Source organism: Paenibacillus sp. FSL E2-0178, from assembly GCF_038593005.1.
GTDB lineage: Bacteria > Bacillota > Bacilli > Paenibacillales > Paenibacillaceae > Paenibacillus_AQ > Paenibacillus_AQ phytohabitans.
In genome coordinates this window covers 5,355,459-5,370,302 of record NZ_CP151953.1, presented here as the reverse complement: position 1 = coordinate 5,370,302, position 14,844 = coordinate 5,355,459, and the positions used below count along the sequence as shown (strand labels likewise).

Below are 14,844 nucleotides of genomic sequence, written 5' to 3'. Positions count from 1 at the left end.
CGATGATGACTGCTGCCCAGTTTAAAATGTACAGAAGTATCGCGAACCGCTCCCTGCAACGGGTTTTGGCCTACCGGATTTCTTACATCATTACCTTTCTGGCGAACTCTATCAATCTGCTGGCCATTTACTTCCTGTGGCAGGGCATTTACAGCGGGCGGGAGGTGGTAGGCGGCTATACCTGGGACCAAATGAAAACCTATCTGCTGGTTACCTTTCTGGCCAACTCCGTGTTGTCCTGGTATTCGGAATCGGCTATTTCCGGCAAAATCCTTGACGGCAGCGTCGCCGTAGACCTGCTGAAGCCGGTCGATTTCCAGACCGCAAGATTCGCGGAAACCTTGGGCTCGAGCCTGCTTGAAGGCGGCATGAGTACGGTGCTGCTGATCCTGTTCGCTACCTTCCTGACCGGAGTCACCTTTCCGGGTTCGCTCTCTGTCTATGTCTTGTTCGCAGTCAGTCTGCTCGGTGCAATCGTGGTGAAATTCGGCGTTGTCTATCTGGCAGCACTTTTATGCTTCTGGTCCACCGGATCGATGGGCATCGTCTGGACACGGATTGCTCTGACCAATCTCCTGTCCGGAGCTTTGGTACCTCTGGCCTTCTTCCCGGACTGGCTGGAAAAGCTGGCGCTCCTGCTGCCCTTCCAGGCCATCATCCACACGCCGTCGATGATTTTTCTGCAGCAGGCAGATACCGGGGAGAGTCTGCGGCTGATCGGTATTCAACTTTTCTGGGGGGCAGCACTCTGGATTGCCGGCAGAGCAATGTGGAACTGGGCGGTACGCCAGGTGACCATCCATGGAGGCTAAGGCAGGAAGAGGCCGCAGAATGAAAATGTCCCAAATGCTCTACCTCTACAAACGGCTGTATGTGCAGCAGCTTAAAGCGATTTTGGAATATAATAAGGACTTCTATATTTTGATGTGCTCGGCCGCCTTGACGCAGATTCTGGGGTTTGTCTTCCTCTGGGTGATCTATGACCGGATTCCGGATATTAACGGCTGGAAGTTCTGGGAAGTTACGTTTATGTACGCCATGATCTTTCTGACGGAGGGGATCGGCTCTTTGTTCTTCGAAGGCACCTGGCGCCTCGGGCGGCTGGTCAACATGGGCGAGCTGGACCGTTATTTGCTGCGGCCGGTGCCCGTTGTCCTTCAGGTGTTCTGCACCGGGATCGGCATCAACGGACTCGGCAATCTGCTGATCGGCGGAGTGATCGTCTGGGAGTCGCTCGTTCATAGCCCGGTTCACTGGACGCTGGGCAAAGCCGCCATCCTAATCCTGCTGTTTCTGACTGCGGTCATCATCCGGGTATCGATCAACCTCGCGGGGAACTCCGCAGCCTTCTGGATCCGCAATGCGGGCAATGCCTTTCCGCTGATGGTGCATAACCTGTCCGATCTGGCCAAATATCCGATTACCCTGTTCCCACAGGCGATCCGCATCTTTATTTCTACTGTGCTGCCCTATGCGTTCATCAGCTTTTATCCGGCAACCTATATTTTCGGCAAAAGCGGATGGTCCGGCTGGTGGCTGCTCGCCCCTGTTGCGGCAATAGGAAGCGCGGCTGCGGCCTATGGTATCTTCCGGTATGGATTGTCTAAGTATGAGAGTACGGGGAATTGATCGTCCGTTAAGTTATAAAAGTCTAGTTTTGGAGTAGGATCAGTGGTAGTTCATTGGTGGACGCTCCGCAAACGGAACGTTGTTCCAATCGCTGTTGTGTCCAGATTTTTTTGATTTCACCTTATCGGTGAAAATCCGGACACAAAGGCGACCGCTAACGCTTTTACACAATCGTTCCGTCCGCTCCGCTGTTTAAACGGGAAACGGGTTTACACCTTTAAACACATAAATGCCTGAACACCTGAATAGCTGAACACCGCAAAATAGACCTCCCTTTATAAAATCGGAATTGTTAGCAACCGGTTCAATAGGAAGGTCTCTTTGTGCATAATGATAGTTATGTTCAACTATGGCTAAAGAGCAACAAATCGCCGCTTGTCCAGATCTAACTCGTATACATGTGGCTCCGGTTCAGGATCACCGCCAGCGCCAACCAGCGGGTACACACATCCGCTTCCTTGAAGCTGATCTTATTGAACTCCAGAACATGGTGAGATGGCCGCACGAATAAGAATGCAGGCAGCTCTAATAGTAACTGATCCTGATGGTCTCCCTGTAGATGATGGTGTCGTAGCAGACAACCAACAACTCAAGCACGATGCCCGGCTGCTATTATCGCCTTTCTCGAAAATCCTGCCCAAAATACAACAATTCCCTCATACAAACGGCCGTATTCCAAAATTGTTGTACAAACGCTCATGACGCTGTGGCGTCACCCCCTAGAATGAAAATAGGTATTCTCTATGTTTCTACATTCTAAACCTGGAAAAACTGAAGATAACAAATCTGTGGACGAGCCTTTATTGGGGCCAAAAACCCTGTTGTACAAACTGTCCCATTGCGACTCTCAGGCACCGCCTATTGCACATCAAAGTGCGTGTATAAAATTCTACACTAATGAGCGCATGATTTGTGAATTGACAGGAAAGTAGGAATAGATTCATGGATGCTATACGCGAATGCTGTGCGGGTCTCGATGTTCATAACAAAACGGTCGTCGCTTTTATTCTAAACGGACCGCTGGACCACACTCCCCAAAAGCAAATCTCGACGTTCGGAACGACAACTCGTGAATTATTGCGGCTTCAAGACTGGCTTATCGCGAATCAGTGTCAGGCGGTGGCGATGGAGAGTACAGGCGTATTGTGGAAACCGGTCTGGAATGTACTGGAATCGACGTGCGACATCGTCTTGGCGAATGCCCGGACGATTAAAAACATTCCTGGACGAAAAACCGATATGAATGATGCCTTTTGGATTGCGAAACTCCACCGGTGCGGATTGGTTCAAGCCAGTGTAGTCCTGCCCGAGCAGCTGCGGGATCTGCGGGACTGGACGCGGTACCGGGTGAAAATGGTCCAAGCGATTACGGCCGAAAAGAATCGGATTCATAAACTGCTGCAGGATGGAAATATCAAATTGTCTAGTTTCATCACGGATGTCTTTGGCGTATCGGGCCGCTTGTTGCTGGAGCAATTAATGGATGGTGAGGTGCTGGACGAAGAGCAGCTTCGTGGGCTCGTGAAGACAAAACTAAAGAAAAAGGTCCCCGAACTCATGGAAGCGTTGAATGGGCGTGTGCGTCGTCATCATCGGGAGATGATGCGGCTTCACTGGGATCATCTGTTGTATCTGGAGAAGCAAATCGAGCAAGTGGAAGCCCGGATTGAAAGCAAGCTAGCACCGTATGCCGAAGAACTGGAGTGGCTCGATTCGATCCCTGGGATTGAACGCAATACGGCTGCAGCTATTTTTGCTGAACTCGGTCCGGAGGTGCATCAGCGTTTCGAAACGGAGGAACAATTGACGTCTTGGGCAGGCGTCAGCCCAGGAAACAAGGAAAGTGCAGGAAGGAAATCTAAAACGAAATGTCTGCCGGGAAACAAGTTTTTGAAACGCGCGTTAACCCAGGCGGCATGGGCGAATGAGAAATCCTCCAATCGCATCGGTCAGCACTTTAGACGGGTTCGAAAACGGCGTGGAGACAAAAAAGCGTGTGTAGCCACGGCACATTTACTGATAAAGATTATTTACAGCCTAATGAAAAACAGATCCGGATACGAAGAAAAGGACGTGCCGGAAAGCACGTCCAAGGAAAAGGCGTTAGCTTATTACTTGAAACAAATCGAAAAGTTAGGCTTAACGGTTCAAGTGACGTCCCCCGAAACGAGCTGATTTTTAAAAAATCGCTCAAAGATTGGGGTAGGGGGACTTTTTGCGCCTTTAAGAGTAAGTTTATCCGAAAGAGTTACTTTTAAAACACGTGCTAAGCTCATCCCTGCTAAAGCCTACGTTTATTTTCGTATAAAAAGACAACAATCCCCCTCATCCCGGCGGCTTAGCGGAACAATTCTTGCATTTCATACGACAATCTTCCTGAACACCCTGGAATCTAGGTAGCCGAGTTGTAATACGTACAACATTTTGTCTACACAGTGTGAACCTGAGATTCTCAATCCTGCCAGCAACAGATCTGGTATGCAAAATGAAGGGTTTCACTAGTCTGGTCACATTATTGCAGGATCAGTTACTTGTTGGGCTGCTGTCTCAAGTGCGGCCTGGTTTGGACGAAGCTGACGAAGAAGACTCCACTGCCGCCCGCAGACGGCGAAGAGCAGTGCGGACAATCCCGCACTGCTCTCATTTATGCTCTCATTACTGCTGCCAACTGCCATTGCTGTCCCAATAACTACTACTTTCCACTACTACTTTCATCAACTACTACTTCCAGCTATTCCATCCCGTTCCCTTCTTCCTGCAGCTACTTCCCCAATCAGCTAGGCAGATCCGTTGACGCCACAGTTCCGGCTGCGGCAGCCTGCTTGCGCTCTTTGGCCGATTTGCGGAAATAGAGCAGCTCATAGATTGCCGGAACTACGATCAGAGTTAACAGGGTTGCCGCAGTCAGGCCGCCGATAACTACAATGGCCAGACTCTGTGAGACGATGCTTCCCTGCTCGGACTGCCCGAACAGCAGCGGCAGCATGGCGCAGACGGTAGCAATGGCTGTCATCAGAATCGGACGCATCCGCGTGCCGGCCGCTTCAAGAATGGCTTCGCGGACCGTCATATGCTCCTCATTATGCTTAATGCGGTCGATCAGCACGATCGCATTGGTGACCACGATGCCGATGAGCATTAATGCGCCGAACAATGCGGTGAAGTCAGGGGTCACACCCGAGATCAGCAGGGCTACGATGGCCCCGATTGCTGCGAGCGGCAGGGAGAACATGATCGCCAGAGGCGCACGCAGCGTCTTGAAGGTCAATACCATGATCAGGTATACCAGGCCAATCGAGATCAATGCGGTCATGCCCAGATCACTGAAATCTCCGGCCTGATCGGCCGAGGCACCACCTGCGAACAGGGTGACTCCCTCTGGCAAGGTAATGCTGTCAGTCGCTGCTTTAATATCTGCACCGATCTCCGAGACCCGCTTCGGATCTGCCTCTGCGGTAATCCGTACATAAGGCTTGCCGTCTTTATGATACAGCATTGCCGGCTGGTCAGTGACCGTAAGCTCTGCCACCTGTGACAGCGGCTGCGGGCCGGCGGATGTCATAAGCGTAATCTTCTGCAGATCCTCCTGCGATGCAGGCTGAACCACTGGCTCCAGCACTACTGAGGCAGGGGAACCATCCAGCTCGATCTGGCCCAGCGGAACCGGATTCAGCATCGCACTAAGCTGCATGGAGATTTCCTGGGCATTCGCCACAGCCGGATTTACTTTGAACGCAAACACCGGCTTGGTATCCTCCATGTTGCTGGCTACCTTCCCTACGCCTTCGATTGTTTTTACTTTGGCAGCAACTTCCTTGGCAACCTTATTGATGGTCTGAAGATCTTCGCCCACAATATCAATGTATTCATTGGTTGAGCTGGAGCTCATCATACTAGCTGCTCCCACGGTCAATGCTGCTCCGTCATAGGAAGACTGCAAGCTGCGGATATGGTCCATGAATACCTGCGCATCTGCATCTTCCTTCATCATGACGGTATAATCCACTTGGGTCAGCGACACCACACTGCCCCATTGTGCCGAATCTGCGCTATTACCGGATTGCATAATGACGATCTCCGCCTGCGGCTGCTTCATCAGTTCAGCTTCCAGCTGCTTGCCGTTCTCCAGCACCTCTGATACCGGCACATTATTCGGATAGACCAGCTGAACGGTTACCGTGCTGGCATCTGTAGCATCGAGCGCCCCTTTGGGCATCGTGACATAGGCGCCAATGGACCCCACAAGCAGCAGCAGTCCGAGGGATAACGTAATCCACTTCCGCTGCAGATTCCACTCCAGGAAGCGGCTGAACTTGCGGGAAGGCTCATGCTCCTTCAAGGAGGAGCCCTTCAGCAGCAAGGAGCTGAGCAGCGGTACTACCGTTAAGGCAACTATTAGCGAGGTCAGCAGCGAGTAAGTGACGGTCAGCGCAAACGGCAGCAGGAAGGCTTGCAGCCCGCCGCGCAGCAGCCCCATCGGCAGGAATACAGCTACCGTGGCAATCGTAGAGGTAGTAATCGCCCGGGCGACCTCTCCAGTTGCGCTGACTACCATTTCGCGGGACAAGCGTTCTTTTTGCATCCGCCGGTAGATGTTCTCGATCACCACGATGCTGTCATCGACCAGCCGTCCAACCGCAACGGCAACGCCGCCCAGCGTAACTATATTCAGCGTGATCCCGGACACCTTCAGCAGGTACAAGGTAACCGCCAGCGATAACGGAATGGAGATAGCCGTAATCAGCGTTGCCCGTACATTGCGGAGGAAGATCAGGATCACAATCGTGGCGAATAAAGCGCCGAGCAGCACCTCACGCAGCATGCTGTTTACCGAGGTCACGACCATATCCGAAGTGCTGAAGATCATGGATACCTCGGCATTTTTGACGCTGGCGCTAAGCTCCTCTGCTGTACTGCGCACCTTGTCGCCCACATCCACCGCGTTGGCACTTGCTTCTTTGGTGATAATGAGGAACAGTACATCCTTGCCGTTCGAGCGGCTCACACTCTCTTGGTCCAGCTTGGGCTCGACAGCAGCAATATCTCCCAGCGTCACTCCCGCTGCCACCGGCAGCTTTTGAAGCGTACCGACGCTCTCAATGGACGAAACCACGTTCACATTGCCCGTGTGGCCGCCAATCGTCTGCTCACCCACTGATGCCGATACGCTGCGGCCCTGAAGCAATCCCATGACCTGCGCCGTGTTTACTCCCTTCGCCGCCATGGCTGCCGGATCAAGCTTCACCCGGACCTGCGGAGAAGTTTTACCGTAGAGGGCTACACTCGCTACACCATCAATTTTTTGCATCTCGGGCAGGATCTTGTTCTCGGCAATCTCCAGATTCTCCTTGGTGAGCCCTTCATCGAACGCTACAGTGACCTGCGACACAGGAATCATCGAGGTATTCAGCTGAATGATGAACGGGTCCATCACGCCTTGCGGGAATTGCAGGGCATGAACTGCCTTCTCAACCTCCTGCGCCGCTTCCTTCATATTGGTTTTGCCGTCAAAATAAATATCCACCTTGGCATAGCCGTCAGCGGAAGTGGACATCTGCTCCGTCTTGCCTTTCACCAGTGAGGTCGCAGCCTCAATCGGCTTCGTCACTTGCGTCTCCATCGCATGCGCATCCTGGCCAGGACCCAGGACCGCAACGGTCACCTGAGGATTATCTGCCTCCGGCATGAATTCCATCGGCAGCGAGGTATAACTCATTATACCGACCACAAGCGCCATAACTACCAGCAGCCCGACTGCCCCCTTATTGCCAAACGACCATTTCGTAAGCCATGTCATTTCTTTTACCCCTTCCATTTCATCAAATGTATTGAACGCTTTATGTCTGTTCTCTTATGTATGAGCTGCAGATTCTTGCTTAAGTGTAGAAGCTTTGGGCTGATGCCAAAACGGTCCGGCGGAGGGTTTCGTTCTCGGTCTTAAGGCGGGTGGCGGCTCCTTCCAGAGGTACAACGCAAAAAAGCTGCCCTGTAGAGGACAGCCTGTTAAAGAATAGCCTGGTATCGACGCATAGCAATTAAGGCGAATTCCGTACCGCTTCTTCCCGGAACACACTCTTTAGCAGCGGCGGTGTCACCAGTGTGGTAATAATTACAGCAATGATAACGCCGGTGAAATATTGCGGCAGCAGCAGCCCGCTCTCAAGCCCCGTGGCCGCAATAATCAGGGCGACCTCGCCTCTGGAGATCATTCCCGTACCAATGACCAGTGATGAGCGGGTATTGAAGCCGGTAAGGCGTGCGCCGATTCCGCCGCCAAGCAGCTTAGCCAGAATGGCGACCAGGGACAGCACCACCATGAATCCGAGCTGGCTGGCGAGGCCCTCAAAGCTGACACTGAGTCCGATGCTGACAAAGAAGACCGGCACAAACAGCGAGTACGCAATCGGCTCTACTTTGGACTCTACCACATGCTTGAAGGAGGTTTGTGCAATAGCAATCCCGGCAGCAAAAGCGCCGATAATTCCGGCCATCCCCATCATTTCAGCGAAATAAGCATATCCGAATAGAATTACCAGGGCGGCCGTGATCGTCGCTTCGGTCACCCGCAGCGGAGCAAGCCACCGCATCACCCGAGGGACAACCAGCCAGCCTGCAAGGACAGCGACGGCGAAGAACAGCAGTTTTTTGCCGATCAGCAGACTTATCGAAATATCATCGCCCGTGCCAAAGAAGCTCATCAGCACCGCCAGCAGGACTACTACCAGAATATCATCGACAACCGCCGCCCCCAGAATTGTGGAGCCTTCCGGCGTATTCAGCCGGTTCATCTCCTTGAGCACCTGAACGGAGATACTGACCGAAGTAGCACTCAGAATCACCCCCAGGAACAGCGCGTTATGATACGCGAAGCCGAACCATTCCCCGATGGCAAAGCCGCCTGCGAACGGCAGGATAATACCGCCAACCGCTACCGCGAAAGCAGACTTCCAGTTTTTGCGCAGCTGATCGAGGTCTGTCTCAAGGCCCGCGATGAACATCAGCAGCAGCACACCGATCTCCGACATGTAGTGAATGAACTCGCCGTCCTGCACCCAGCCCAGCACCGCTGGTCCCAGCAGGATACCGACAATCAGCTTGCCCAGCACGGCAGGCTGCCCCAGCCGCACAGACAGTTCCCCGGCCAGCTTGGTGAATAACAGAATCAGCAGCAAATATAAGATGAATTCCATGATGTACTCTACTCCTTTGGTCTATATTGGCCCCTAAAAAAAGACAAAGAGGAGCCCTTGGTGACAGGCTCCTCCTAAAAACACATAAATATTCAGTTCGGGTCAAACTATTATCTCTAGTATAACTTTAATGATAATGGCTGTAAACCGCTATGCTTATTTAATCTCAGCCACTGATTCCCGCTTCATTCGGACGCAGTATGGTGGAGCCAATCGTCAGCAGGACTGCCGCCATCAGGCTGAGAATGGCAAAAGGCAGCCACAGCTCGTTCCAGCCTCCGCCCGTTGCGGCGATATCTACCGCCTGGATGGCCCATTTCTGCGGTGTGAAATTAGCTAGCTTCTGCATATAATCCGGCATGATTGAGATCGGCCAGAAGCAGCCGCCCAGCATACAGGTGGGTATAAGGATCAACGAATTGAGCATGCCGGCATTGCGCGGATTACGGATCAGTCCCGCTACGGTGCTGGCAATGCCCATGGAGACCAGCATGAATGCGGCTAGAACCAGGAAGTAGAGAAACATCGGCATCTCATAATCGTAGCGCAGTATCCATTTCCCCAGCGAGAGCACCACGATGATCTGAATAATCCCTACGAGAAAGCTGCCAAGGAAATTGCCGAGGGCAATTTCGTAAGAGCGGACCGGGGCGCTGAACATCCGCATCATCGTGCGTCCCCGGCGGTCATCGTTAATCAGGGACACGGAGCTTGTCACCAGTGTCATCAGGAACATGAGCGTCAGACCGGTAATCACACCCAGCGTCTCCCTGGGGTATAAATCATAATCCGTACGAAGGCTTCCCACATGATGCTGCTCCGCCTGCTTCAGCACAGCAGCGAACTGCGCCTGCTGATCTGCTGACGTACCGCCGCTGAGCGCAGCAACGGCATGCGCAGCTTCAGCCATGTTTCCGGCAATCGCATTGACCTTCATCTTGACGATAATCGAGCTCTCGCTCGCGCGAAGCTCATAGATGCTAATCTGCGGCTCCTGCCCGGCAATCAGGGCGGCTGAATACCCCTCTGGGATCCATATCCCTGCCGCCCCCTCCTGCCCGATCGCCGCTTCCTTCAATGCCGCCTCATCCCTGCGCTGCTCTAACTTGTAATCGCCGGTCTGCTCCAGTTCGGAGAGCAGATGCTTTCCGGCAGCACCCGTATCCATATTGGCGTACAATATGGTCGCCGGACCATCGCCAACGCCCCCAGTGAGTGAAATGATTCCTGCAACCACAACACTGGGCAGCAGAATAAATATCAGCACCCCTTTGACAGAGCCAAGGCTTCGGCGGATCATATTCCAGGCAATGGTTATTATTTTATTCATGGTAGCCCACCTTCCGGTATGAGACAGTCATTACACACAGCAGAACTGCACAAATCAGACACATCACCCATAAGTTCGGCAGAATCTGCTTCAGACCGGAATGGAGCATCATGCGGATAATCGCCTGCTGTGCCCAATGGTTGACTGTGAATGCACCGATGCTGTTCACCCAGGAATCAGGAAGCGGAGCCATCCCCCCGCTGACGAAGGTCATCACTACGGTCAGAACATTAATAACATTCGTTGCGCTGGCCGAAGTTTTGCTGAACAGGCAGATGACAATGGAGAACGTCATGGACGCGATGATCATCAACAGGCAGAACAACAATAGAAGTCCCGGCCGGTTGCCCCAATAGACACCGAACAGCCTGTCTGACAGCACAATGATCGCCAGACACTGAAGGATGCTGACCAGGCCTACCCCCAGCATTTTGCCGATAAACAGCTGGGAGCCCTTGACCGGCATCGAATTGATCCGAAAAAGCGTATGGTTCTCTTTATCACTGAAGAGCGAGCCCGTTACCGTCAGCCCGGTGTAAAGAAGAAACATCATCAGCATGGAAGCCGCGTAGAACTGGGAGGCTGTATAGGTTTTACCCCCGTTATTCAGATCACCCATCACCACTGCCCCCGCCTCTGCCGTTACCGGAGGAACTGCAAGTGCTTCCGGCCCAAGCGCTACCGCTGCCGACTGCTTGTAATTGATCGTACTGAGAAAATTGTCAAAGGCCGTTCCCGCCACCAGATTATCGGTATGATTCTTACCGAGAATAAACTCCAGCCGGGCACGCTCTCCGCGCTGTACCTCTTCATCGAAGCCGGAAGGGACAATGACCGCATAGGCGTATTTGCCTGTACGAAGCCCGCTTTCAGCCGCCGCCCGGCTCTCTGTCTTGTGGGCGATGATGAGATCCTTCACTTCAGGAGCCTCCAGAAAAGCGGCTATCATAGCAGAGGTCCCTGCTTCTCCGCCTGCAGCATTCACAACAGCTACCCGTACAGGGTCGATCTCATCGGCTTCTTTCATACCCACCACCCCGGAGAGCGAGGCCCCCAGCAGAAAGATCAGCACCAGCGGCAGCAGAAACATATTAAGCAGCATCGAACGTGAGCGGAACAATCTGCGCAGTTCATAGATCATAATGGTCCAGGTATTCATCTCGCTGTCCTCCCCTCTAATCCCGTAATGTCCGCCCGGTCAGACTGAGGAACAACGTCTCCAGATCCGGCTCTTCAATGTTAAGGGAGGCAATTACCCCTTCATGCTTGGCGATAATAAACAGAATGTCCTGCAGCTCATTTTGTGAAGAAGGCAGATACATCTCCACAGCATCCTGCACGACCTCTACCCGGCTAATCCGTGGATGCTGACGAAGCTCGTTAATTAGAGCGGGAGTAATATTCGCCGCTTTAACCACTATTTTCTCCTCATGGGCTACCCGTTCCCGCAGCTCGCTTTCCGTGCCGCAGGCAATAATATGACCTTTATCCATAATCGCCACCCGGTCACAGACCGCTGCTACCTCTTCCATATAGTGGCTGGTATAGATAATCGTTGAACCCAGCTTATTCAGTGTTTTGACCGACTCCAGAATGTGATTGCGGGACTGCGGATCAATGCCGACGGTCGGCTCATCCATAATGATCAGGCGCGGCCGGTGCATGATGGCACAGGCGATATTGAGGCGCCGTTTCATCCCCCCCGAGAAGGTGGACGGCTTATCCCTGGCCCGGTCGCTAAGACCTGTGAATTCGAGCGCTTCCTGAATCCGTTCCTTCAGCAGCTTCCCGCGCAGGCCATACAGCTTCCCGAAGAAGCTTACATTCTCTGCCGCCGACATATTCTCATATAACGCCAGCTCCTGGGGGACAAGCCCTATACGCTTCTTAACCTCCAGCGGCTTCTCCCTTACGGACAGGCCATCGATCATAATCTCGCCGCTGTCCGCCTTAAGCAGACCGCAGATCATGCTGATTGTTGTGCTTTTCCCGGCACCATTAGGGCCGAGCAGACCGAATATTTCACCTTCCTGCAGACTGAAATTCACATGGTCCACGATCAGTTTGCTGTCATACCTTTTCACCACATCGGTTAATACCGCAAGTGCCATTTGCCATCGCTCCTGTTCCCTTAGTTCTCGTATTCCCATTGTAGCGCAACGAAGGCGCCGCCGAAGGTACAGAAGGTCATCCTCCAGAGGTGACCAAAGTCATCTCCTGAACGATGGCGCTCTTATGCTAAGATGGAGATACCTGAGAAGAGATAGAAGGATAAGTTATCGCGTAAGACATATAAATTCATATATTCCAAAAAAGGATGACCCTAATTGACCAGAGAACTGAATATGCTGCGTTACGGTCTCATTATCATTCCTGCAGTACTGTCTATCTATGTCTATGAGTACGCCGACTATGAACAGTTCACGCTTCATTTCCTCCTGCTGCTCCTGATCGCAACGCTTGGCACAAAACTGCCGAAGCCCTTCCCTCTGCTCACCGGGGGTATTGAGCTGATCTTCACAGCCTGGCTGTGTTACCAGTACAGCACATTGATGATTTTCCCGGCCCTGTCGGCGGTACTGTCCTACTCCTGGCTGCAGCGTAAGAACACGGCAATTGCCTTCTTCTGTATTCACCTGGTGCTGCTCAATGTTGCCTTCCGCGATGCTGCCCCGGCTGTGCAGGCGTTCACGAACCTCACCTTCCTGCTGGCCGCCGCACTGAATATACAGCTGATCCGGACAGGGCGCGGCCGCACAGATACCTTGTTTCTCTACGATGAGCTGCGCAAGAAGCATTTCGAGCTTGAGGAAGCACGCTCGCGCCTGCTCCAGTTCACCTCGCAGGTAGAGGTTGCCGCGCAAGCGGAGGAACGGGTGCGGATCGCACGCCAGCTGCATGATGATATCGGACACCGGCTAATCCGGGTCAAAATGATGACCGAAGCCGCCATCCATACGCTGCCGGCTGCTCCCGAAACTGGCCTTGGCATGATGCATCAGGTCCGGGACCAGCTCTCGGCCAGTATGGAAGATATGCGGGCTGCGCTGAAGCGGATCAACTATACGCCGCAGCTTGAAGGTGCGTATGCGCTCGACCGGCTGCTGGAGGAGGTAGGCCGTGATACCGGCATTGCAACCGCCTATACTGTGCAGGGAATTCCTTATCCGCTCTACCCGAGCATTCAGGTCGTGCTCTACAAAAACGCCCGGGAAGCCATCACCAATGCACTGCGGCACGGCAAGGCGGACTCTGTCTGGATTACCTTATCGTATAGGGATCACGAGATCATGATGGAGGCAGGAAATAACGGCCGGCTGCCCGAAGAAGACGCTCTGCATAAACTGCAAAGCGGCGGAGGCATGGGTCTAACCGGTATGACGGAACGCACCGTCCTGATCGGCGGGACCCTGGAGCTGCGGCCTGTGCCGCAGTTCACAGTCATTACCCGGTTACCTGTGTACAGGCAAGGAGAGGATTTTCAGTAATAGTTATGGGCTGGCAGAGCCCCCCAATTACAGTGAGAAGGAGCTAAGCATAGGATGATTAAAGTATTGATCGTGGACGACGACTCTTTTATCCGTGAGAGCTTGAAGGTGCTGGTTGGGCTGGACCCTGAGATTGAGGTGGCCGGTACGGCAGGAGATGGCTTTGAAGCGCTCGCTTTGCTGGGCGCTCCAGGCGGCGGGGCTGATGTCGCACTCATGGATATCCGGATGTCGGGCTGCGGTGGCGTCGAAGGCACACGCCTGATCAAAGAAGCTTATCCGCACGTAGCCGTTCTGATGCTGACTACCTTCGACGATGATGAATATATCATTGAAGCACTGCGTAACGGAGCCAGCGGTTATCTGCTCAAGAACATTCCGCCGGACCGGATCATTCAGGGCATCAAGACTGTACATGAGGGCAACATGCTCATTCATCCGGATATCGCCCGCAAGCTGGCCGGCTTCCTCCAGCCGCCTGTCCGTCAGGAAGCCGCCCATAGGCAGGCTCTTGAATCTTACGGGCTGACTAAGGCAGAGCTGACCATAGTGTCTTCGATTGCAGAGGGACTTACCAATAAAGAGATTGCCGGGAAGCTGTTCCTAAGCGAAGGCACGGTCAAAAACTATATTACCGATATCCTCAGCAAGCTCGGGCTGCGGGACCGGACACAGATCGCCATTCTCTATTTGAAGAGTCAGGGGATCGGGTAGGGGCTTGGGTAGGAGATCGTGGCGGCTCGGGGAGCGGCACGGTAGTTCATGTGGAGGCAGCTCGGGGAGCGGCACGGTAGTTCATGTGGAGGCAGCACGGGGAGCGGCACGGTTGTACATGCGGAGCAGCTCGGGGAGCGGCACGGTAGTACATGCGGAGCAGCTCGGGGAGCGGCACGGTAGTACATGTGGAGGCAGCGATCTCTCCTCCACTGGCCGTTTGTGGTTTGCCTCAGCACATTGTTGTACTTTTTGCAGGATTTCTGCCGAATTGGCCGGTGCTGGCGTACATTGTTGTACTTTATGCAGGATTTCTGCCGGATTGGCGGGTGCTGAGCGCATATTGTTGTACTTTTTGCAGGATTTTCGCCGAATTAGCTGTTGCTGAGCGCATATTGTTGTATTTTGTGCAGGACTTCCGCCGGATTGGCAGTTAATAAGCGTACATTGTTGTATTTTGTGCAAGATTTCTGGCGGGTTGGCGGGACGGTGG

11 protein-coding genes are annotated in these 14,844 nt (G+C 53.2%); 6 read left to right on the top strand and 5 right to left on the bottom strand.

Annotated features, from left to right (window positions below; genetic code table 11):
• The first annotated feature begins 2 nt into the window (after nucleotides 1–2).
• The 3 genes from MHI42_RS23335 (at nucleotide 3) to MHI42_RS23325 (ending at nucleotide 3,804) form a co-directional block, all read left to right on the top strand.
• A complete protein-coding gene (locus MHI42_RS23335) occupies nucleotides 3–812 on the top strand; it encodes an ABC-2 family transporter protein (protein WP_342420808.1) in 810 nt (269 codons plus the stop codon).
• A gap of 19 nt (nucleotides 813–831) precedes the next feature.
• On the top strand, nucleotides 832–1,629 hold the full coding sequence (locus MHI42_RS23330; RefSeq protein WP_342420807.1) for an ABC-2 family transporter protein: 798 nt from the start codon (nucleotides 832–834) through the stop codon (nucleotides 1,627–1,629).
• A 942-nt stretch (nucleotides 1,630–2,571) separates the two neighbouring features.
• Nucleotides 2,572–3,804: an IS110 family transposase gene (locus tag MHI42_RS23325; RefSeq protein ID WP_342420806.1), complete on the top strand. Its 1,233-nt coding sequence runs from the start codon at nucleotides 2,572–2,574 to the stop codon at nucleotides 3,802–3,804.
• Nucleotides 3,805–4,402: 598 nt separating this feature from the next.
• On the opposite strand, the gene MHI42_RS23320 is transcribed toward MHI42_RS23325, so the two are convergent.
• From MHI42_RS23320 to MHI42_RS23300, 5 genes are all read right to left on the bottom strand, one after another.
• A complete protein-coding gene (locus tag MHI42_RS23320; protein WP_342420805.1) occupies nucleotides 4,403–7,426 on the bottom strand; it encodes an efflux RND transporter permease subunit in 3,024 nt (1,007 codons plus the stop codon).
• 238 nt (nucleotides 7,427–7,664) lie between these two features.
• Complete coding sequence (locus MHI42_RS23315; protein WP_342420804.1) at nucleotides 7,665–8,819, bottom strand: cation:proton antiporter; 1,155 nt, start codon at nucleotides 8,817–8,819, stop codon at nucleotides 7,665–7,667.
• 166 nt (nucleotides 8,820–8,985) lie between these two features.
• A complete protein-coding gene (locus MHI42_RS23310) occupies nucleotides 8,986–10,149 on the bottom strand; it encodes an ABC transporter permease (RefSeq protein ID WP_342420803.1) in 1,164 nt (387 codons plus the stop codon).
• Complete coding sequence (locus tag MHI42_RS23305) at nucleotides 10,142–11,308, bottom strand: ABC transporter permease (RefSeq protein WP_342420802.1); 1,167 nt, start codon at nucleotides 11,306–11,308, stop codon at nucleotides 10,142–10,144. Before MHI42_RS23305 ends, MHI42_RS23310 begins: the two co-directional genes overlap by 8 nt.
• Nucleotides 11,309–11,324: 16 nt before the next feature.
• The gene (locus MHI42_RS23300) at nucleotides 11,325–12,260 is read right to left on the bottom strand and encodes an ABC transporter ATP-binding protein (RefSeq protein ID WP_342420801.1); all 936 of its coding nucleotides are present in this window, start codon (nucleotides 12,258–12,260) and stop codon (nucleotides 11,325–11,327) included.
• 216 nt (nucleotides 12,261–12,476) lie between these two features.
• On the opposite strand from MHI42_RS23300, the gene MHI42_RS23295 reads away from it, so the two are divergent.
• The 3 genes from MHI42_RS23295 (at nucleotide 12,477) to MHI42_RS23285 (ending at nucleotide 14,788) form a co-directional block, all read left to right on the top strand.
• Complete coding sequence (locus MHI42_RS23295; RefSeq protein ID WP_342420800.1) at nucleotides 12,477–13,637, top strand: histidine kinase; 1,161 nt, start codon at nucleotides 12,477–12,479, stop codon at nucleotides 13,635–13,637.
• A gap of 54 nt (nucleotides 13,638–13,691) precedes the next feature.
• On the top strand, nucleotides 13,692–14,351 hold the full coding sequence (locus MHI42_RS23290; RefSeq protein WP_342420799.1) for a response regulator transcription factor: 660 nt from the start codon (nucleotides 13,692–13,694) through the stop codon (nucleotides 14,349–14,351).
• A gap of 188 nt (nucleotides 14,352–14,539) precedes the next feature.
• A complete protein-coding gene (locus MHI42_RS23285; protein ID WP_342420798.1) occupies nucleotides 14,540–14,788 on the top strand; it encodes a hypothetical protein in 249 nt (82 codons plus the stop codon).
• Nucleotides 14,789–14,844 lie beyond the last annotated feature (56 nt).